Origin of the sequence: Trichococcus alkaliphilus, assembly GCF_003008695.1 — a bacterium.
GTDB classification, from domain to species: domain Bacteria; phylum Bacillota; class Bacilli; order Lactobacillales; family Aerococcaceae; genus Trichococcus; species Trichococcus alkaliphilus.
In genome coordinates, this window is sequence record NZ_PXZT01000001.1 from 140,946 (window position 1) to 162,436 (window position 21,491).

A 21,491-nucleotide genomic window follows, 5' to 3' on the forward strand; every position below is an offset into this window, starting at 1 on the left:
CCTTGTCCACTCTGCTCCCATGCTTAGCGCAAAAAGAAAAGGCTGACTCGTCTTGAGCCAACCCTTCTTGCTGTCAGAGATTACTTTGATTTGATGTAAGTCGTACCGTTAGCGGCTGGGCCTCTGGATTTACCAATAAAACCTACAAGCACAATGATCGTAATGACATAAGGCGCAATCTGGAGGTAGACGGAAGGGATATTCTGGATGATCGGAATATAGCTGCCGATGACCCCCAAGCTCTGGGCAAAACCGAAGAAAATTGCCGCACCCATAACACCGATCGGATTCCACTTGCCGAAAATCATTGCAGCCATGGCAATAAAGCCTTGACCGGCAATCGTTGATCCGGAAAAATTCAGACTGATCGACTGGGAGACGATGGCACCGCCCACACCGCCCAAAAATCCGGAAATCAAAACGCCAGCGTAGCGCATCACGTAGACATTGATCCCCAATGTATCTGCCGCTTGTGGGTGTTCCCCGACTGAACGCAGACGCAAGCCGAAAGTCGTCTTGAAGATGATGAAGTAGCAGACAAGCGCTGTTGCAATCGCTGCATAGGCTGGAGCTGATGTGTTCGTGAAAAATATCTGACCGATGATCGGGATATCCTTCAAGATAGGGAAACTGGTTTTCCCGAAGTTCTGGATGATGAAGGCTGTTTGGCCTTTCCCTTCATAAAGAACCTTAGTCAAAAACACCGCCAGCGCAGGGGCAAGCATATTGATGACCGTTCCGGAAACGATGTGGTTCGCTCTTAAATTGATGGTCGCAACTGCATGGATGATCGAAAAGAAGATGCCGACTGCCCCAGCCACCAACAACGCAACCCAAGGAGTCATCTTGCCAAGATTGTCGGCGTAGTTCAAATTAAAAACTATGGCTGAGAAGGCTCCCATGACCATCGTGCCTTCCAGTCCCACGTTGACGATACCGCTCCGTTCCGAGAATGTTCCGCCAAGGCCGGTGAAGATCAAAGGCGCTGAATAGATCAAAGCCGAGGATACGATAATAGATAGAATCGCTAGCAAGTCCATCTCACGCCACCTCCTTTTTATTGACTTTGGACAGTTTGTTGACCAATAGTCGGATGATATAGCTCGCGCCGACGAAGAAGATGATTGACGCAATCACGATATCGACGATTTCCACCGGTACGCCGGACATAAGCGGCATACTCGTTCCGCCGATTTTCAGCGTGCTGAACAGAAGTGCAGCAAAGAGGATGCCAACAGGACTGCCGATGCCCAACAAGGCTACGGCCATGCCATCGAATCCGACTGCCGGCATCGCACCTTGAACAAACATGTTTTGGAAATTCCCCAAACCTTCCATTGCGCCTCCCAAACCAGCCAATCCGCCGCTGATCAACATGGCCAAAATGATGTTCTTTTTGGCGTTCATCCCTGCGTAATCGGCTGCATCAGGATTCAATCCGACTGAACGGAATTCGAAGCCATAAGTTGTTTTCTTCATCAGCACCCAAACTACCGCAATCATGATGAGGGCAATGAAGATACCGGCATGCAGCGTCGAATTGCGCGTCACTTCTGATAAGAATGGCACCCTTAGACTGGCATTTTCTGTGATTCTGGCTGTGGAGTCCCCGGAATCCGTCAAAACATTCCTGACGATGTGGTTGTTGATGTATAGAGCTGTATGATTCAGCATGATGGTGACAATCACTTCACTTGTATTGAAATAGGCACGCAAAACGCCGGCGATGCCCGCCCATAAAGCTCCGGCGGCAACACCCGCCAAAATACATAAAGGCAACAATACGATTTTCGGCAATTCAGGCAGCATCTGGGCGACGCTGACGGATGCCAGCCAGCCGAATAAGGTTTGGCCCGCTACACCGATATTGAAGAAACCCGCTGTATTGGCTACCGCAAAACCCAATGCGACCAGAATCAAAGGGGTAGCTTCACGCAGTAATTCGCCTATATAAAACGGCGATCCGAATGCTCCCTTCAGCATGGCTGAATAACCCGCGATGGCATCATAACCGAAAGACCACATGACGATTGCGCCGATCAACAGACCTAATACGACTGAAAGCAAAGGTACGATAATCCCCTGGATGCGATTCGCTCCTTGTTGATTACTCATGAATGCTTCCCTCCTCTTCCTTGTTTTTTTCCAATTCTTCACGGGCCTTTTCCAATGAAGAACCGGCCATCAGTAAGCCCAGTTCTTGTTCGGAGGTTTCCTCCGGCTTGACGTAGGCCACAATCTCGCCTTCAAACATCACGGCGATGATATCGGAGAGATTCAGGATTTCATCCAACTCGAAGCTCATCAGGAGGATCGCCTTGTCCTTATCCCTTTGCTCGATCAAGCGTTTATGGATAAATTCGATCGCCCCCACATCCAATCCTCGGGTTGGTTGGGCCGCGATCAACAACGAAGGATTCCGATCGACTTCCCTGGCGATGATCGCTTTTTGTTGGTTCCCGCCGGACAATGAACCTGCCGTCGATTTTTCACTTTGGGTTCGCACATCAAACTCTCTGATCAATTCAATCGCATGGCTCTCGATGGCTTTATCGTTCAGAAAGCTGTTTTTGCTGTAAGGTTCCTGATAATAAGTCTGCAGGGCGATGTTCTCATCCAGACGCATCGGTAGGATCAGACCGAACTTTTGTCGGTCCTCAGGGATATGCCCTAAACCTGATTCAGTGATTTTGCGCGGAGCCAAGTTCGTGATGGCTTCACCGTTCAGCTTGACGGTTCCGCTCTCGGCTTTCCGCAAGCCAGTGATGGCTTGGATCAGTTCGCTTTGGCCATTCCCGTCTATCCCGGCGATTCCGACGATTTCGCCGGCTCTTACCGTAAGATTCAAATTACGCACGGCTTCCAGACCGCGGCTTTCCTTGACCGTCAATCCCTCAACTTCCAACACGGCCTGTTTCGGTTGGGATGGTTTTTTGACTGTGCGGAACAGGACGGAACGCCCCACCATCATATCGGCCAGTTCTTGCTGGGATGTCTGCTTCACGTCGACGGTGCCGATGCTCTTGCCCTTGCGGATTACCGTGCAACGGTCAGCCACAGCTTTGATTTCGTCCAGTTTATGCGTGATCAGGATGATTGACTTGCCTTCTTTTGTCAATTCCCGCATGATCGACATCAATTCGTCGATTTCTTGGGGTGTCAGCACTGCCGTTGGTTCGTCAAAAATGAGCACGTCCGCCCCGCGGTACAATGTTTTCAGGATTTCGACCCTTTGTTGCATCCCGACAGTGATGTCCTCGATTTTGGCGGAAGGATTGACTGCCAAACGATATTTATTGGACAGATCTGCAATCACGTCAGCGGCTGCCTTTTTATTCAAAACGCCGAGTCTGCTCGGCTCGCTGCCTAAGATGATGTTCTCCGTGACCGTGAAGTCCTTGACCAGCATAAAATGTTGGTGCACCATTCCGATCCCCAATTTATCGGCAACACCCGGGGAACTGATTTTGACTTCTTGCCCTTTGACTTTAATGGTTCCGCTGGTCGGTTCCAAAAGTCCAGAGAGAATATTCATCAAAGTCGACTTGCCCGCCCCATTTTCACCCAACAAAGCGTGAATTTCACCTTTTTTCAAGCTGAGAAAAATATCATCATTCGCTTTATAATTGCCGAAAGCTTTTGTTACGCCAATCATCTCAATGACATAATTTTCTTCTGTCATGCTGATTCCACCCCTTACTAATATTGAATGCATGCATTCCCTCATGCAGCAGTGAGACACGCTTATAAAATATAATACCGTAAAACACCATTTCACACCTATTATAGAGTATTTCCAAAATCCTATCCACTTTTGTTTATCACGAAAACTAAACAATTGTTTAGTTTTCGGAACGGTTTAAATTGGGGACTATGCGCGAAAAAAAGAGAAGCAACTCAATATCCTAACCGGAATCAAGTTGCTTCATAAAATTTTAAAACGTGATTAGTTTTCTGGAGACTCCGGAACAGCAAGCGTTCCTTCCAAAATTTCTGCTTTCGCATCGTTGACAGCAGTCAAAGCTTCTTCGCTCAATTGGCCAGCAGTCAAATCGACGCCTTCTTCAGCCAACCCGAAATTCAACACTTCTCCTGCCGGGAATTCGCCGTTCATCGTTAATGTAGCGATATCCTTGGCTGCAGTGCCTACGCCCTTCAATGTTGAAGTCAAAGTAAGGTTTCTTTCAGTGCCGTCATCAAGAGTCAGCAAGCCTTCTTCTGTTTGGTCACGGTCAACACCGATTACCCAGATTTCTTTTGATGGATCAGCTTTTACGATATCCTTAGCTTCCGAGAATACGCCATTGCCTGAATCTCCGGCAGCTTGATAAATGACATCGATTCCGCTTGCGTACATTGCGGCAGCTTTTGATTTTCCGCCGGCAGCATCGCCGAACGAGCCGACATATTCAACTTTTACATCTATATCAGGATTTACTGATTGTGCACCAGCTACGAATCCAGCTTCAAAGCGATCGATTACTACACTCTCTTGTCCGCCGATGAAGCCTAATTGGTTGGTTTTGGTTGTTTTAGCAGCAGCGACACCAGCCAAGAAAGCAGCTTCATTGTCTTTGAATGATACAGAAACTGTATTTTCGCCTTCGATGACATCATCGATGATGGCGAACATTGTATCCGGGTTCTGTGTTGCCACATCTTGCATCGCTGATTTCAACTTATATCCGATACCGAATACTAGATCAAAATTGCTGTTTACGGCAGTGTTCAAGTTCGTCACAAATTCCGAATCGGCGTTTGATTGGATATAATCATATCCATCGATTCCTTTTTCTTTGCCGTTCTCTTCGCCCCATGCAACAAGGCCTTCCCATGCGCTTTGGTTGAATGATTTGTCATCCACGCCGCCGATGTCGGTAACCATTGCGATAGTGAAGTTATCTTCCGTTCCCCCTGCTGTGCTGGAACCTGTTGCACTGCTGTCAGCCGTGTCGCCGTTGCCGCCGCAAGCTGCCAGGATTGTGCTGACACCTAACCCTAATGCCAATAAACTAACATATTTTTGCTTCTTCACCATGACCCCTCCAATAAACTTCAATTTTTTGAACTTGTAAGTACAAGCTTCTTACAAAAAATATCATATCATGTATTCTTTAAAAAATAAATAATATTGACTTGTTTTGTAATCGTTTTTTCATTTAATATCCATATATTTGTCGGAATCGACCGGATCAAACCTCGGAATCGTAAGGTATATCCGTATCATTTTCATATATCCCCTCGCTAATGTTCACCTTTCTGGGCTTGCTTCCATCAGCCGGTCCGACGATCCCTCGCGCTTCCATCTCGTCGATCAGCCGCGCTGCCCGATTATAGCCTATCCGGAATCTCCGCTGCAATTTGGAAATGCTTGCCGTTTCATCCGATCTGATGAATTCTACAGCTTCCCCGAAGAGATCATCTTCCGGTTCCTCACTTGCAACCGCAACATTTTCAGTCGGCATCATCTCCTCGACATAGTTCGCTTCTTGCTGATTTTTGACGAAAGTGACAATGTGCTCCACTTCTTCGTCGGAAATGAACGCCCCTTGCACACGGATTGGTTTGTTCTCACCCATCGGACGGAAGAGCATATCGCCTCTGCCCAATAACTTCTCTGCTCCGGAGCCATCGATTATCGTTCTGGAATCGATCGAACTGGATACAGCAAACGCGATCCGGGAAGGAACGTTCGCTTTGATGATGCCGGTGATGACATCGACACTCGGCCGTTGCGTAGCCAAAATCATGTGAATTCCTGCAGCCCGTGCCATCTGCGCCAATCGGGTGATCGCATCTTCGACTTCATTGCTGGCCACCATCATCAAGTCGGCCAACTCATCCACGATGACCACGATGTATGGCAACGTAGGATTATTTTCCCCATTCTCCAGATTGTATTCCACAATCAGATTGTTGTAGCCGTCGATGTTACGCATGCCGGTACCGGCAAACAATTCATATCTTCTTTCCATTTCCGTTACAACTTTATGGAGTGCTTGCGCCGCTTTGCGGGGATTCGTGACAACCGGCGTCAGCAAGTGGGGAATCCCGTTATAGACGTTCAATTCCACCATTTTCGGATCGATCATCATCATCTTCACTTCGTTCGGTTTGGCTTTCATCAAGATGCTTGTAATGATGCCGTTGATGCAGACGGATTTTCCGCTTCCGGTCGCACCCGCAATCAGGAGATGGGGCATCTTCGTCAGATTCGCGCTTTGCACGACGCCCGAGATGTCCCGGCCTAACGGTACCTCCAACAGCTTGTCCGTGTGCTTTTGACCTTCCATGACATCACGGAAGGATACGACACTGACTTCACTGTTCGGCACTTCTATGCCGATGAAGGATTTCCCGGGTATCGGCGCTTCGATGCGGATGTCTTTCGCCGCCAACGCCAAGGCCAAATCATCACTCAGGCTCACAATTTTGCTGACCTTCACCCCGACGGCTGGTTGGATCTCGTATTTTGTCACGGCAGGTCCAAGGTTCGCTTTCGTGACTTTGGCATCCACACCGAAGCTAGCAAAGGTTTCTTCCAGCTTTTTGACATTTTTTTCGATTGTTGCATATTCATTTGATTGATCGATCGCTTCGATTTCATTCAATAAGGTGACAGGAGGCAATTGGTAATCCCTGTTCTCCTGCTCGGCATTGATTTCGAACTCAAGATCGCCGCTGTTGTCTTCCTCGTTGCCTTCCGCCGTTGTTTTTGCTTGGGCGGAATGTTGGGCGGACACGCTCTTTTCATTGTCCGCATATTTGTGTTCGGCTGCTTTTTCAAGTTGCTGTTGGAAACTGTCGATTCTCAGCTGAACGGGTTCGCGCTCTTTTTCGGCGAGCGTTTCTTTTTCCGTTGCTTTCAAAGCTTCCGCTTCCTCCTTCATCAATTTCTTCGCTGCCGATTCGCTCTTGATCTGATTTTTGGCTTTTTCGACTATTGAAGGTTTCTTTTCAGCCGGAACACTGTTGGACCTGGTCGGTTTTTTCACTGTTTTCGACTCGATGATCGAGCTGGCCACTTTATCTTTCGTGAAAAGCACCGCTCGCTTGCTGTTGTGCCCGAAGATCAAGGCAACTTTTCGCACGACTTCCATGACGTCATGCGTCGTGAAGCCGAATATGACCGCCACACCAAAAAATACAAGCAGGCCGATGATGATGTAAGTGCCCCATTGCGAAACCAAAAAATGGGTTCCTGTATAAAAGGCTGCCCCGATCAACCCCCCGCCCATTTCTGAAGCCGTATCCGCTTGCCTGACGTCGACCAAAAAGCGGGCAAGCGTAACGGACACGACCGACGCGCCCTCCGTGACGACTGTCTCAAAAGCCAGTGAATGGAGATAAAGCAGCGCTGCTGAATAAAGTAGGATGCCACTGATCAGCCAGTTCTTTCTTATTTTTGGTTCTTTCCCTCTCAAAATCAGGTACAGACCATAGGCGCCGAACAGCGCCAGGCTGACCGGATAGGTTTCGCCGACAAAAAAACGGAAAAAATTCGCCAGCGCTATACCGGCAAAACCGAGTTGCCCGATCCCTAGGGCTGCACTGAAAAGAAACAGCACGCCGATAAGCTCGTAGGATATCTTCTGCCCGGTCGCCTTCTTTTTCTTTCTTGTTGTCGTCGTTCGTTTCGCCAAACATGTCAACTCCTTTTTATCATTTACTCAAAACCACTGCCCGTCTGCATAAAACAGCGGCCCATAAATTGTTCGTTTGATTACCCGTATCGGTTCATTATACTACAAAACGAACCCTTTACGAGGCTATTTTTTAATCAATCCGCGCGGACAAAAAGCTTCTGTTTCCCGTCAATGCAGGCAACAGAAGCTTTTTGGAATTTGATCCGTCATTCTTGAAGAAGTTTTTTCCTGTCCTGCAGAAGCATCAGTCCATGATATAATTGCACATCGTCATCGCAATTCTCACAAAACCGGATTTCTCCGTCTGACCAGTAGGCAGTCAGATAGGTTTCCTTTGTTTTTTGGAATGGGTAAACTACCGATAGTTTTTCCGCTGCCCGCTCATAGGCAGCGACTGCCTCCTGGAAATCGGCATAATCTGTCGATTCCACAATGAAATCCATCCAATCTTCAAAAAACCACCAAGGTTCATATTCTCCCTCGGTCCGTATCACCTGGTACACGCTATCACCCTCTTTGTTGTAAAAAGTATAGCATAGCCCGGAAAATTATTCCCGCGCAAGGTATCGGGATTGAAACTTCTTGACGAAGACGGTAAACTGAAATTAAAAGTTGCAGCGTATGCTCATCCTAGAATCTGGAGGTAATCTGAATGAAAAAAATCAAGATGACCGTAAGTGGTCGGGTACAGGGCGTCGGGTTCCGTTACATGACAAAAATGGTGGCTGACCAGATCGGTATTGCCGGCATCGTCAGGAACGAGGATGACGGAAGCGTCTATATCGAAGCCGTCGGACCTAGCGATAAGATTGACGCCTTCATCGCGGCAGTCAAACGCAGCCCTTCGCCAAGCGGAAGAGTCAATGCCTTTACTATCCATGAAGACGCTAACATTGAGAATTACATAAGTTTTCGCGTAACCAATTGAATATATTTCCCCCTTCAGGTATAGTGGTAATGTTATCGAAAAATTGTAAAGGAACGTGAACGATGAAACTTAAAAAGAAGTTATTGCTTTCCGCGGAAATGATGGCCTTATTAGTGGTCCTGACAGGCTGCATGCAATATGATGAGAATAAAAACCCAACCGGCTTCATATACGACTATTTAGTGGTGCCTACAGGCAATTTGATCGTTATGCTAGCGGAAATGCTTAACGGCAATTATGGGCTGGCCATCATCGCCATCACAATCATTGTCCGCTTGGCCATCATGCCCTTGAACTTTAGCCAGATCAAAAAAACGATGGTGCAGCAAGAAAAAATGAAGTATATCAAACCAGAATTGGAAGATATCCAATTCCGTCAAAAAAATGCCCAGTCGCCTGAAGAAAAAGCGGCGGTTTCGCAAGAAATGATGGCCTTGTACAAAGAAAACAACATCAGCATGACAGGCGGCGTCGGTTGCTTACCGATTCTGATCCAGATGCCGATCTTTACCGCCATGTACCAAGCCGTCAATTTGACGCCGGAAATTTCTGCAAGCACATTCCTTGGCATCAACCTTGGTGTCAGCAGTCCGTTGCTGGCAATCTTGGCAGGTGTGGCTTATGTGATCCAAGGCTATGTTTCCACAATCGGCATGCCGCAAGAAACCAAATCACAGATGAAATCAATGATGCTGATGAACCCGATCATGATTCTCATGTTCTCTTGGTCTTCACCAGCAGGGTTGGCACTTTATTGGCTGGCCGGCGGTATTTTCGCCGCAGCCCAGACCGCCCTTCAAAATCACATGATCAAACCTAAAATCCAGAAGCAAGTTGAAGAAGAAATGAAGGATCGTCCGGTCAAGAAGAACGTGAAAATGGCTAAGCCGGCTTCCTCTTCAGCACCTACGCAAGCCGTAAAAGCTTTGTCCTCCAAGAATCAACAAACGGACGGCAAAAAAGGCCGCAACGCAGGCAAACAATCAAAATTTTAATCTTAGCTAATTAAAAAGCAGGAAGCGGCTCACTTATGAGTTCGCTTCCTGCTTTTTTTATTTCAGGCTTTTTTTGATAAATGGCGTTCTTCTGTCGGGATCCTATAACTCCTCATCCGGCACATAATTCTTCAGAATCGGCAGTTGGATACGGAAAACAGATCCGTGTCCCAATACGCTTTCGACGGTGATGTCGCCTTTATAGCCTTCCAATAATTCTTTCGCAATCGACAGGCCCAAACCGTTCCCGCCTTTATTCCGCGATCTGGCTTTATCAACGCGGTAAAAACGCGAAAAAATCTTCTGTTGATCTTCCTGGGACATCCCCTCGCCAAAATCTTGGATGGCAATCTGGACATAGGACATGGATTCGGAAATCGAAAGATGGATTTCATGCCGGTCAGTCGAATACTTAACGGCGTTGTCCATCAATATCACCAAGATTTGCTCAAAATGGTTGCGATAGATGTTCACATAGATTTCGCGGTTCAGATCATCATCCAGATTGAACACGAAATCCGGATACAGCATCTTAAAATTATGGAACGTATGCAGCACGACATTCCGGATCGGTGTCACTTCATTTTTATAATGGATTTCGACCTGTTCCGCACGGGAAAGATCCAGCATCTCCTGAACCAAAGTCTTCATTCTCTGGATTTCGGTCAAGGATGCGGCAAGCGATTCATCCAGTATTTGCGGATCTTCCTTGCCCCAACGGTTCAGCAATTTCAGATGCCCCTCGACAATGGCTGTGGGGGTCCGAAGTTCATGCGAAACGTCTTCCACAAACTGCTTTTGCTGGGTGACGTACAGCGCCATCTTATCCAGGAGGCCGTTGATGTGGACAGAAAGGTCAGTAAATTCGTCCTTGCTTTTCGATATTTTGATGCGGGTCTCCGACAGCGTGTCCTCCTCGATCGCATCCATCGTGTCAACCATCTGTTTGATGGGCTTGAAGAAGTAAATCGCGATGCCGTAGCCAGCAGCCGCCGACAAAACGAGCACGATTGCCGTGACTAACCAGAAATACCGCGTCATCTGTGAGACGATTTTATGATAATCATTCAATCGGAAAACGATCTGGACATACCCCAACAGGAAGGAGTCCTCTTGGCTGAGGATCGGACTGCCTGCGACAAATGCTTCAAGATCGTTCAGTTTTGTCTCGCGCAAATAAGTATCGGGATTTTTGATGAATGTCGTATAGCTCTTCTGCGTCTCATAGAGCAACTGTCCATCTGTATCGAATACGCGTATGTTCGCCCCTCTATCCTTGAGATCCTCCAAAAACGGGTAGTTCCCTACAGACTGGAGACCCTTCGTCACGGTGGAAACAGAAATTTTCTCGAACATGCTTTCGACGCTGTTGACCGAAAGCTTCGTATCGATCTCAGACAGCGCGTTTTGGACCGAAGACAGCAGCTTCTCGGCATCGTCTTTTTGTTCGTCGTATTGATAGCCTTTGTAGACATTCAGCATCAGCATGGCGGACAGAAAGTACAGCAGGAAGAAAGCTATACTTAAAAGAAAACCCCATTTCCACCGAATGGACTTGGGATTTCCTCTTTTTTTGGTTGGCATATAATTGATTCTGCGCATAGTATTATGAGCGCATGACGTATCCGGTGCCACGAACCGTTTGGATATAACTTTCTTGGCCGGCTACATCGATTTTGTTGCGCAGATATCGGATATATACATCCACTACGTTTGTTTCCACTTCTGTTTTGTATCCCCATACTTTATTCAGCAATACATCCCTTGAAAGGACAACGTTGATGTTTTCCATCAGGATCAACAATAATTCGTATTCGCGTTTGGTCAATTCGATGTGCTCGTCGCCACGGCGCACGACGCGGTTTTCTTTTTCGATCGTCAAATCACGATAAGTGACTGTCGTCTGCTTCACTTTGCGTTGCTCTTCTTCGATGTCGATGCGGCGCAATAAAGCACGGACCCTTGCCAAAAGCTCTTCGATGGCAAATGGTTTCACGATATAATCATCGGCTCCGTGGTCCAAACCGGATACACGATCGATGACGGAGTCGCGGGCGGTCATGATGATGATAGGCGTATCTTTGACCGGGCGCAAACGACGGCAAACTTCGATGCCGTTCAATTCAGGAAGCATCAGATCCAACAGGATGACATCCCAGTCCTGGTTCATGGCAGCTTCAAGGCCGGCTCTGCCGTTGTAGCAAATTTCCGTTTCGTAGCCTTCGTGCTTTAACTCAAGCTCGATGAAACGCGCCAGATTTTTTTCATCTTCGATAATCAATATTCTTTGTTTGTCTCTATTTTCCATAGAATTCTCCCCTAATGTCTCATTTGAATAATAACAACATGCCATTACAATTTCATTTTATTTTAACATACTGTCGGGAATTAGTCTTAATTAAATGCTCCTGATAGTAAAATGTCATCCGAAGCACGGCTTCGGATGACATAAGTGTAGGCCAGAATGGCGCTATATCGCTTTAGTCTTGTGGAACTTCCACTTCTTTATCCCACTCGAAGTGATAAGAACCAGCTTTGTCTGTGCGTTCATACGTATGCGCTCCAAAGTAGTCGCGTTGCGCTTGAATGATGTTTGCAGGCAATACAGCTGAACGGTAAGAATCGAAATAAGCTACTGCAGATGAGAATGTCGGTACAGGAACGCCTGCAACCACAGCCGTAGCAACTACTTCACGTACAGCTCCCTGGTATTGTTTCGTGATTTCCACGAAATAGTCATCCAATAACAAGTTCTGCAGTTCAGGATTCTTCACGTAAGCATCGGTAATGTTCTGCAGGAATTGCGCACGGATGATGCAGCCAGCACGCCAAATTTTAGCGATTTCGCCATAATTCAGATCCCAATCATTTTCTTCGCTGGCAACGCGCATTTGAGCGAATCCTTGCGCGTAACTCATGATTTTGCTGAAGTACAGTGCCTTGCGGATACTCTCCACAAATGCTGCTTTATCAAGACCCTCTTTAGCTGTAACAGCAGGAGCAGTCAGAATTTCGCTGGCAGCGACACGTTCTGTCTTCAAAGCGGAAATGTAACGGGCAAAAACGGATTCGGTGATCAACGGCAACGGAACACCCAAGTCCAACGCACTTTGGGAAGTCCATTTACCCGTGCCTTTATTGCCGGCGCGGTCCAAGATGATCTCGACCATTGGTTTCCCTGTTTCAGGATCGTATTTAGTCAAGATGTCAGCAGTGATGTCGATCAGGAAGCTGTCCAACTCGCCTTTGTTCCATTCGATGAAGACTGCAGCAATTTCTTCCACTGACATGCCAAGGTACTTGTACATGATGTCATAGGCTTCTGCGATCAGTTGCATATCGCCGTACTCGATTCCGTTGTGGACCATCTTAACGAAGTGTCCGGCGCCACCTTTGCCGATGTAAGCTACACAGGGTTCGCCATCCGGAGCTTTAGCGGAAATCTGTTCCAAAATCGGTGCCACCAGATCGTATGCGTCGCGTTGTCCGCCCGGCATGATTGATGGGCCTTTCAATGCGCCTTCTTCACCACCGGAAACGCCTGTTCCGATGAAATTGATGCCTGAGTTTTCCAATTCTTTGCTGCGGCGGATTGTATCTTTGTAGAAAGTATTCCCTCCGTCGATCAGGATATCACCTTTATCCAAATGAGGCAGCAACGATTGGATCGTTTTGTCGGTTGCTTCCCCAGCTTTTACCATCATCATGATTTTTCTTGGTTTTTCCAAAGACTCGACAAATTCTTCAATCGTATAAGTAGGAACCAGTTTCTTTTCTGGATTTTCTGCGATTACTTGCTCAGTCTTCGAACCTGAACGGTTGAATACAGATACGGAATAACCTCTGCTTTCAATGTTCAATGCTAGATTTTTGCCCATTACGGCCATACCGACAACGCCAATTTGCTGTTTTGACATAAATAAATACTCCCTTCATGATGAACACATCATTTTATAATCTTAATCCTAACAAAAATTCGCCTAAATGGAAAGCAAACAATTGAAAATAATGGCTTTCTTTTCTTTTGCCTGGTTCTCCAACGTTTACTTTTAGATGTTATTGTTGTAAACTATGCCATGTAAAAAACAAAAGGTGGGAATAATGTTGATAAAGAAAACTGGCGCTACCTCTTCAAAATTCAATAAATTCAGTAAATTCATCATCTGGGTCATGTTGCTGGCCATGGTCGGCGGAACGATCCTTTCTGTCTTGTACTCTTTGTTCATAAATATCTAAGAAGCACCATTCAAAAAGGTTCCCGGAATCCACTAGCTGATTCCGGGAACCTTTTTAATTGACTCAGATGCCTTTTTTGACTTTTCCGTCCCAGCCGGCATAGCCGCCTTTCAGGATGAAAATATTTTTGTAGCCATTTTTTTTCAAAATCGCTGCGCAGCGTCCGCTCAACATGGAATTTTGATCATACAGATAAATCGGTTGGTCTTTGCGGATTTCTTGATAGCGTTGCTTGAAAGCTGAATAAGCGATATTTCTCGCTCCCAAAATGTGGCCTGCATCGAACTCCGTTCTTTCTCGGACATCGATCAATTGCGCTTTACGCAGATCTTTTCTGAATTCCTCTGCAGTCAGCGTTGTAGCTGCATTCTTTCTTTGGAAATAAAAATAAGCTTGATAAATGGCATATCCGATGATGAATATCCATAATGCGATATTAAAAATATCTATTCCTGTTAAATTCAAATAAATCCATCCTTTCGATACTCTTGCTCTCATATTTTACACTTGTAGAAGGCGCATTGCTACAGTTTTAACGACTTTTTTTCTATTCCGCCAATTGTACCCAGCCATTGCGTTCCACATCGTACAGATACTCATAACGCTTTCCGTAAAGCACATAGGACCCATCCGGCGATGCCGAAATCGGATCCATTCGCTCGACCTCTGTCAGCTCCTCTGAAGCGTTGCCTGAAAAATCGACCTTCGCAAGTTCGAAGCTGATGCCAGCAACACTCTCCGGCTCCTGTTTCGGGATGACAGCAAACATTTCATCCGAGTCATTCCCTTTTGTAAATTCCGGGATGACAAGTCCGGTTCCATCGGGGATGCGCGGCAGGGTAACATAGCCTTGGGTAATCAGAAGCGGATAGTAGGAAATGACAAGCAACTCTTCCTCATTGAAATCTGAAGGTGTCACTACCCATACGGATTCGCCTTCCAGTCCGTAAGCGAGTATTTCCCTATCAATGACCGTATCTTTGCCTGGAAAACGAATGTCACTCAATACCAGCACAGAAGCGCCATCATTCCCGTTTTTTTTGTGGAGGTACATGTTTTCTGAATACCAAACCGGCATATCCTCTGTATCCAGCATTTCAATCCATTCGCTATTCGATATATCCCAAAGGTAATTGACGGGCCTTCCCATTGTTTTTTGGACGGAAAGGAACAACTGCCCTTCGTTTGTCGGATTCCAGGAAACGCTCTTCAAAACACCTTCAGAAAAATGAAAATCAGCCAGTGATTTCCCTGACTTGTCGATCATCATGACGTTATTTCCTTGTTGCGTTGCGACTTGGACCAGCATCCGCTGGCCGTTTGCGGAAAGCGCAGCAAAAACAAGCCTATCTGAAAAAGCCCGGATCAGCAGTTCTTCCCCCGTGAGCAGGTCATGGCTGTACAAACCGTATTCTCCATTTGATTCCAATGCGACAAGAATAGTTTTGTCGTCCAACCAGCCTACAGCATAAAGGAATTCATCCTTGGAAATCGTTGAAAGGCTGCTGCCGGAGGAAAGATCCGGCTCACTTGCGTCAGGCTGGTCGGGATATGTCAACCGTTGGGTACAGGCCACCAGAATAAGAACACTTGAGAGTGAGAGAATAAACCATGCTAGTCCTCTTTTCCCCATGCCACCCTCCATCCTCCCGCATTTTCTTTTTTCGAAAATGTTCAGGCTCTATTTGCTGATTTCAGTCAGTGCAAGATAAGCTGCTCCAACTATTCCGGCATCATTTCCAAGTGCGGCTAATTTGATATGCGTAGTCTTCTTGACGTTCGGAAATGAGAATTCAGCAAAATAGGTTCTTACTTGCTCCAAAAGGTATTCCCCGGCTGCGGATACACCGCCACCGATGACGATATAAGCCGGATTCAAAAGATTGCCGATATGGCTGCAGGCCAAACCAAGATAATAGGCAGCGCGATCGACTATAAGAACAGCCAACTCGTCTCCTTCTTTCGCCAAATCAAAAATCATTTTTGAAGTGATCTCCTGTCCATCGTCGATGATGAACTTTAGCTGCGAGTTGCCGGCATATTCTTCCGCATGTTTGCGGGCCAATTTGACAACGCCTGTCGCGCTGGCGACAGTTTCCAAACAGCCTTTCTTCCCGCACGTACAGTCAAATCCGCCTGGTTCTACAGTCATGTGGCCGATTTCGCCGCCGGAACCTGCAGTACCATGGATAAGATTACCTTCCGCAATGATTCCCCCGCCGACACCTGTGCCAAGTGTCACAAATACGACGTCGCGATCATCCGCACCGGCGCCTCGCCATTTTTCCCCAAGCGCGGCAACGTTTGCATCATTATCAATAAAAATAGGGATGCCGATTTCCCGCACGATTGCTTCACGGACAGGCTGCGGCGTTTTCCAGTTCAGGTTGAAGGCCCCCTCGACGGTACCCGCTTCACGGTCCACCGCTCCTGGCGAGCCCATGCCGATCGCCTGAAAGTCCTCAGCTGTCATTTGGTAGAGATCCAGATGGTGTTTGATCGAAGCAATGATATCAGGTACGATGTGCGTCCCCTCATCATTTATGTTCGTAGGGATGCTCCATTTTTGCTGGATATCGCCTTCTGCTGTTAAGATAGCTAATTTCACTGAAGTGCCGCCTAAATCAATACCGATAAATTTTTTATACACGTCATTTCCTCCAATTGTTCAATTTGTATCTAGTATAACGCAAAACCGGTCCGCATTAAACCCGAATAAGCAAAGAATATAGCGCTCACAAAATAAATGATAAGAAAAAGAAGTCTTAGTCCATTTTGGCTTTTGGCAGTGCGCGGCATCGCGATGAACACGGCCGAAAGCGCTCCGCCCAGTGCCCCGCCAAGATGCCCGAAATTGTCGACTGCTGATGAAAAAAATCCGAAGAAGAAATTCAGGAAAATCAGCATCGTAAAATTCCGGGCCATAAGCTGGATCCCGGAGTTGTTCGGAAACTGACGGCCCAGAACGATGGCTGCGGCAAACAACCCGAATAAAGAGGTGCTTGCCCCGGCTGAAATCGAATCGTTGAAGGCGAAACTCATGAGATTACCCATCAAGCCGCTCAGGAGATAGATCAGCGCAAAACGCAAAGAGCCGTAGAGAATCTCCATCTGCGTACCCAAATAATACAAGGTAATGCTGTTCACCAGAATGTGCGTGAAGCCTATATGGATGAACATAGGCGCAATCAAACGCCACCATTCCCCTTGCGCGATGGCTGGGTTGAATTTGGCGCCGAACAGGATAAGGGTCAGTACATTGGTGCTTCCCCCGTTCAGGGTCATCAAAAGGAAAATGAGGATCTGAATGGCCAAGAACAAGTGTGTTACAGAAAATTTATCCGGTAAATAGGATCTTTTGGTATTATATGCCCGCATCGTGACACTCCCTTCCATTATTATCCTATTTTATACTAGAATGCTGTCGTCAACAACTTTTGGATCGGTACATCAAACGCTTCGATTTCCCAATGAGGATCCTTGAACAATTGGAAAGGGAACAGCACCGACAAGGTATGACCGTTGTATGCAGCGAGATAGCGATCATAATAACCGCCGCCGAACCCGATGCGGTAACCCATTTCCGAAAACGCCAATCCGGGAACAAGCAGCAGATCGATTGCTTCGGGCGGAACCGGGTTACGCTTGTCGACAGGTTCCATGATGCCGAATTTGCTCCTTGACATGGCAGTATCCGGCAAGTATTCATGAAAGGTCATCACGCGGTCCTTGCCGGAATAGGGAACGACAATCCGCTTGCCTTCTTCAAGCCCCGTTTGGATGATTTTGTGCGTATCGATTTCCGGAAAATTGGACCATGTGACGCCGATCGTCTTTGCGTCATGCCACTCTTCGCTGGTGCAGACTGCTGTCGTCAGCTCTTGCTCCATCCGGATCCGATCTTGGGACGGCAAATCCCTCAATCTCCCCAACATCTCTTTTCTTATTTGTTCTTTCATCAGAATCCCTCCTTAAGCGGTCTCTCACAAGCCGTTTTTACTGTATAAAACATCCTTCCGGATAAAATAAAAAAACAACAGGATATCCTGTTGTCGTTTTAATTATTTTGTTTCACGATGCAAAGTCACGCGTCTTTCACGTGGACAATATTTTTTCACTTCAAGACGGTCCGGGTTGTTACGTTTGTTTTTCTTTGATAAGTAATTACGTTCTTTACACTCCGTACATTCCAATGTAATATTTAACCGCATATTCTTCCCTCCAAACATAAAAAAATTGAAGATCGAATCATCTTCTGCGTTTCTCATTGTATCACTTATGGAAAAATTATGCCACTTTTTTTTGAACAACTTCTGCGCAAGTCCAATTTTTTTGAGCTTTAAGCCAATAAAATCCCAGATAAGGTTGCAGAAACAAGCGAATTTCATTAGAATGTTATCAGGCGTCAAAAAGAAGAATTGAGGTGACAAAGATGGAACAATGGACCATCGTGATTGTCTTACTGACAATCGCAATCATATTGCTGTTTGCATCATTTTTCGTTAAGGATAATGATCGCAAATTCGCCGATGAGATGAGTGAATACACTTTACAATTAACGGAAGAAATCCATGAATTGAAGCAACGACTCATCGCTGTGGAGGAAGAATTAGGAAAAGAAGTACCCGTTTCCGAAGATTCGCAGAACGTCAAAAAAGTACACAATCTGACTAAGCAACACATCATCACTTTGTATACAAGCGGAAGAACGTTTGATGAGATTGCAGAGCAACTGTCCGTCCCTATCACCACCGTGCAACTCGTTGTCGATAACTACATAGAGCAATCAATCGTATAGAGGAGAAAATAAAGTGAACAAACAAAAGCTTCGTTTTATATCCATCGGTTTTTTGTTGTCTGCCGTACTGTTGGCCGGCTTCCAGCTCTTCTATCCGGAAGCTCTCCCTGGCAGCACCCTCAACGGAGAAGCAAATGCCGATTCAACGGATTATCAAGAGAAATATGAAAGTACTTTGGCGGAATTGGAATTGCAGAAGCAACTTAATGAAGCAACAACAAGCAGCGCTCCTGCCGAGGGAGCTGAAGTGGCCTCCAGTGCTCCGGCTGAAACAGCGAGCATTGCCGAAAGCTCAGCTGCCCCTGCCGCAAACACACCCGTCACGTTTGTCATCACTTCCGGACAACCGACGTCCGTCGTCATCGACAATCTGGTCAGTGCGGGACTCATTACCGATCGGGCTGTCTTTGAACAGTACCTGAATGACCGGAATCTTGTCACGAAAATCAATATCGGAGAGTACCAATTGTCCCAGGACATGGGCTATGAAGTCATCGCCGATATGATCACACTGGAATAATAACCCAGCCCACAAAAAAGAAGGTGCCGGAACAAGGATTGCAATTTCCTTGTTCCGGCACCTTCTTTTTGTCCATTTGGTAGTCGTCAGCCGATGGTGCTTCCGAGCTGGCCGGTTACTCCGCTGGCGTTGCGTAATCCCCTGTATTGAAGTAGGCATCAAAAACTTTCTTGGCTATCGGTGTAGCCCTTCCCGTTTCCGTGCTGAGATAAGGGACCACAACGGTTACAGTGATTTCCGGATTGTCGAATGGCGCATAACCGACGAAGGTGGAGTTGAAGACACTTTCACCCTTCAGATTCTCGTTGTTGCCGTCATAGAAGGCCTCTGCCGTACCTGTCTTGGCGGCAACGTTGTTCGAGTCCTTCCCGAAGGTCGAATATGCCGTTCCGGTCGCGCTGTGGGTCACTTGGTAAAATCCTTGTTGGACACGATCCATCGCTTCCGCGTCGACGTCGACCTGATTCATCACTTTAGTCTCCAGTGTCGTTTCCAAAGCCCCTAGCGATCCGTTCGCATCCGTGCTCCGGATTTCCGAAACCAGTTGGGGAGCATAACGGGTGCCGCCGTTGGCAATAGTATTGACGTATTGCGACAATTGCAAGGTCGTGTACAGATCGTACTGTCCAAATGATTGGTCGATTACGTTAACCGCGCCTTGACTGAACCCGGTAAGTCCGCTGCCTTCATTCGGCAGGTCGATCCCCGTCTTCACACCCAAACCGAACTGGGCAAAGTAGCTGCGCAGTTCGTCGATCAGATCCGCGGAAATATTCAAGGTACCTCCCGATTCATAGGAGGATTGTCCCCCCATCAGCATCGCCAATTTGATCATGTAAACGTTCGATGAGCGGGCTAACGCGTCGATGTCGTTTATGGCCACTTGGCTGCCGACGCTCGGGTTGAAAACTGATTTTTTCAGATTTGAACCTTGGAATTGCAGCGGTTCATCGACGAGGACATTGTTGTCCGTACTGATGACACCGCTCATGTATCCAGTCAGCACCATAGCGCCCTTGACAACCGAACCCATCCCGTAACTGGAATTGATGACGCCCAATGCATCATCCACAATTTCGTTGGATGTCGAAACTTGCTTCCCGGTCATGCCCAGAATTTCACCAGTATTCGGATCCGATGCCACAATGTAAATCCGGTCGTTATAAGGATCGACATTGCTGTTCAGGAAATCCGTCGCGATCTGTTCGATTTCCTTCTGAAAATCGATATCGATGGTCAGAACCAGGTTATCCCCGGCTTTTCCTTCGTAGGATTCCTCCCGCGTCACAACCTCGCCTGATTGATCCGTGATCGTTTCCCATTGTGATTTCGTGCCTGAGAGAACGGATTCGTATTCTTGCTCCAAATAGGAGTTGCCGACGCGATCGTTCCTAGCGTACCCTTTTGCCAAATAGGTGGCGACTTTGTCGCTCGGCAAACCGATTTTCTCGCTGGTCACCCCACCCAAAATACTCTTCAGCAAGTCGGATTCGGGATAAATCCTGACCCAATCGGTGGCGACATCCACTCCGGACAAACCGGACAGATTTTCGCTCACCTGTGCCAGTTCTTCATCCGAGACATCCTTGTTTTTGATGCTGGTGGTCGACAAGGCGTACGCGCTGTTCATCCGCTTGAAAATGGCGGCAATTTCTTTTTCTTCATCCGAATAGGCGATATCCTCCGCCGTTATTTTTGCGAGCTCCACTTCATACAAGTCGGAGCCCGGCAACAACTTTTCATCATCCGACAGACGCTTCAACATGACCTCGTTATTTACGGCCATCCAATAATCCTTCAGATCACGCTCCGTCAGTTCATCAATGCTGACGTTTATCAGACCAGCCAATGAAGAGGCGACCTTCGCCATTTCCTCGGCTGTTGTGTTTGCTCCTCTGGTGTAGGTTATGGAATGCTGGGGTTCATTACCTACAAGGATGTTGCCGTCTCTGTCATATATCAAACCGCGCGGCACTGATTCCGTCACAAGTGTCGTTTCTGTGCGTTTCACGATGGCTTCGAATTCATCTCCGCGAACGATCTGTAGGTATCCCAACCGGAATATCACCGCAGAAAACAGCGAGAACACGATAAAAAAGAGCAGGTTCAAGCGAAACGGGATATGCGATTTTCTCTTTCTTTTGCTTTGGGTATTATCTTCCAATTTTACACCTTCCTAAAACCATAGTTCGACAACCTATTATAGCAAAAAAAGCATGCATTACAAACGACGCAATAAATATTTAAAGATGTGCCTTTGTTGGATGTGCCCAGGCAACCTCGGATTCTTCATAAAACCAGCGGGATATGCTAAAATAGCAGAAGCACTTGTGAAATTTTCGATTCAACTATCCCGAGCGTCCACTCA

The 21,491-nt window shown here is 46.9% G+C and carries 21 protein-coding genes; 5 read left to right on the forward strand and 16 right to left on the reverse strand.

The features are described 5' to 3' along the window. Window positions 1-80: 80 nt before the first annotated feature. From C7R73_RS00610 to C7R73_RS00635, 6 genes are all read right to left on the reverse strand, one after another. Window positions 81-1,040, reverse strand: coding sequence for an ABC transporter permease (locus tag C7R73_RS00610; protein WP_106448653.1), 960 nt, complete (start codon window positions 1,038-1,040; stop codon window positions 81-83). Between the two features lies 1 nt (window position 1,041). Continuing rightward, window positions 1,042-2,115 carry an ABC transporter permease gene (locus C7R73_RS00615; protein ID WP_106448654.1) on the reverse strand — a complete coding sequence of 358 codons (1,074 nt, stop codon included), beginning with the start codon at window positions 2,113-2,115 and terminating at the stop codon, window positions 1,042-1,044. Further along, entirely contained in the window at window positions 2,108-3,682 is a 1,575-nt protein-coding gene (locus tag C7R73_RS00620; protein WP_106448655.1) for an ABC transporter ATP-binding protein, read from the reverse strand. Before C7R73_RS00620 ends, C7R73_RS00615 begins: the two co-directional genes overlap by 8 nt. Window positions 3,683-3,946: 264 nt before the next feature. Continuing rightward, window positions 3,947-5,035: a BMP family lipoprotein gene (locus C7R73_RS00625; protein WP_106448818.1), complete on the reverse strand. Its 1,089-nt coding sequence runs from the start codon at window positions 5,033-5,035 to the stop codon at window positions 3,947-3,949. A 157-nt stretch (window positions 5,036-5,192) separates the two neighbouring features. Then, a complete protein-coding gene (locus C7R73_RS00630) occupies window positions 5,193-7,643 on the reverse strand; it encodes a DNA translocase FtsK (protein ID WP_106448656.1) in 2,451 nt (816 codons plus the stop codon). Between the two features lie 209 nt (window positions 7,644-7,852). After that, a complete protein-coding gene (locus C7R73_RS00635) occupies window positions 7,853-8,149 on the reverse strand; it encodes a DUF1033 family protein (protein ID WP_106448657.1) in 297 nt (98 codons plus the stop codon). 149 nt (window positions 8,150-8,298) lie between these two features. Between C7R73_RS00635 and C7R73_RS00640 the strand changes: the two genes are divergently transcribed. Both C7R73_RS00640 and yidC read left to right on the forward strand, forming a co-directional pair. After that, the gene (locus C7R73_RS00640; protein ID WP_106448658.1) at window positions 8,299-8,574 is read left to right on the forward strand and encodes an acylphosphatase; all 276 of its coding nucleotides are present in this window, start codon (window positions 8,299-8,301) and stop codon (window positions 8,572-8,574) included. Window positions 8,575-8,636: 62 nt separating this feature from the next. Next, window positions 8,637-9,569, forward strand: a complete 933-nt coding sequence (gene yidC, locus C7R73_RS00645; RefSeq protein ID WP_106448659.1) for a membrane protein insertase YidC — start codon at window positions 8,637-8,639, stop codon at window positions 9,567-9,569. Between the two features lie 102 nt (window positions 9,570-9,671). Here the strand turns inward: yidC and C7R73_RS00650 are convergent, their stop codons facing one another. The 3 genes from C7R73_RS00650 to gndA form a co-directional block, all read right to left on the reverse strand. Continuing rightward, complete coding sequence (locus C7R73_RS00650; protein ID WP_239992542.1) at window positions 9,672-11,153, reverse strand: HAMP domain-containing sensor histidine kinase; 1,482 nt, start codon at window positions 11,151-11,153, stop codon at window positions 9,672-9,674. 22 nt (window positions 11,154-11,175) lie between these two features. Next, window positions 11,176-11,877 (reverse strand): response regulator transcription factor, encoded by a 702-nt coding sequence (locus C7R73_RS00655; RefSeq protein WP_068560548.1) that lies wholly within the window; start codon window positions 11,875-11,877, stop codon window positions 11,176-11,178. Window positions 11,878-12,049: 172 nt separating this feature from the next. Further along, window positions 12,050-13,486, reverse strand: coding sequence for an NADP-dependent phosphogluconate dehydrogenase (gndA, locus tag C7R73_RS00660; RefSeq protein WP_106448660.1), 1,437 nt, complete (start codon window positions 13,484-13,486; stop codon window positions 12,050-12,052). Between the two features lie 184 nt (window positions 13,487-13,670). Between gndA and C7R73_RS00665 the strand changes: the two genes are divergently transcribed. Continuing rightward, a complete protein-coding gene (locus tag C7R73_RS00665) occupies window positions 13,671-13,805 on the forward strand; it encodes a DUF4044 domain-containing protein (RefSeq protein ID WP_106448661.1) in 135 nt (44 codons plus the stop codon). Window positions 13,806-13,868: 63 nt separating this feature from the next. On the opposite strand, the gene C7R73_RS00670 is transcribed toward C7R73_RS00665, so the two are convergent. The 6 genes from C7R73_RS00670 to rpmG all read right to left on the reverse strand — a co-directional run bounded on the left by C7R73_RS00670 (window position 13,869) and on the right by rpmG (window position 18,016). Beyond that, window positions 13,869-14,303, reverse strand: a complete 435-nt coding sequence (locus C7R73_RS00670; protein WP_106448662.1) for a rhodanese-like domain-containing protein — start codon at window positions 14,301-14,303, stop codon at window positions 13,869-13,871. Window positions 14,304-14,352: 49 nt separating this feature from the next. Then, window positions 14,353-15,438: a YqgU-like beta propeller domain-containing protein gene (locus C7R73_RS00675; RefSeq protein WP_161525830.1), complete on the reverse strand. Its 1,086-nt coding sequence runs from the start codon at window positions 15,436-15,438 to the stop codon at window positions 14,353-14,355. Window positions 15,439-15,486: 48 nt separating this feature from the next. Then, the gene (locus C7R73_RS00680; RefSeq protein WP_106448664.1) at window positions 15,487-16,455 is read right to left on the reverse strand and encodes an ROK family glucokinase; all 969 of its coding nucleotides are present in this window, start codon (window positions 16,453-16,455) and stop codon (window positions 15,487-15,489) included. A gap of 29 nt (window positions 16,456-16,484) precedes the next feature. Next, window positions 16,485-17,183, reverse strand: coding sequence for a rhomboid family intramembrane serine protease (locus C7R73_RS00685; RefSeq protein ID WP_106448665.1), 699 nt, complete (start codon window positions 17,181-17,183; stop codon window positions 16,485-16,487). 35 nt (window positions 17,184-17,218) lie between these two features. After that, complete coding sequence (locus tag C7R73_RS00690; RefSeq protein ID WP_106448666.1) at window positions 17,219-17,764, reverse strand: 5-formyltetrahydrofolate cyclo-ligase; 546 nt, start codon at window positions 17,762-17,764, stop codon at window positions 17,219-17,221. Between the two features lie 102 nt (window positions 17,765-17,866). Further along, the gene (gene rpmG / locus C7R73_RS00695; RefSeq protein WP_068560829.1) at window positions 17,867-18,016 is read right to left on the reverse strand and encodes a 50S ribosomal protein L33; all 150 of its coding nucleotides are present in this window, start codon (window positions 18,014-18,016) and stop codon (window positions 17,867-17,869) included. A 221-nt stretch (window positions 18,017-18,237) separates the two neighbouring features. Between rpmG and C7R73_RS00700 the strand changes: the two genes are divergently transcribed. Both C7R73_RS00700 and C7R73_RS00705 read left to right on the forward strand, forming a co-directional pair. After that, window positions 18,238-18,603, forward strand: coding sequence for a DUF6115 domain-containing protein (locus C7R73_RS00700; protein WP_106448667.1), 366 nt, complete (start codon window positions 18,238-18,240; stop codon window positions 18,601-18,603). Between the two features lie 13 nt (window positions 18,604-18,616). After that, a complete protein-coding gene (locus C7R73_RS00705) occupies window positions 18,617-19,123 on the forward strand; it encodes a hypothetical protein (RefSeq protein WP_106448668.1) in 507 nt (168 codons plus the stop codon). 115 nt (window positions 19,124-19,238) lie between these two features. On the opposite strand, the gene C7R73_RS00710 is transcribed toward C7R73_RS00705, so the two are convergent. Beyond that, window positions 19,239-21,287 carry a peptidoglycan D,D-transpeptidase FtsI family protein gene (locus C7R73_RS00710; RefSeq protein WP_106448669.1) on the reverse strand — a complete coding sequence of 683 codons (2,049 nt, stop codon included), beginning with the start codon at window positions 21,285-21,287 and terminating at the stop codon, window positions 19,239-19,241. Window positions 21,288-21,491: the final 204 nt, after the last annotated feature.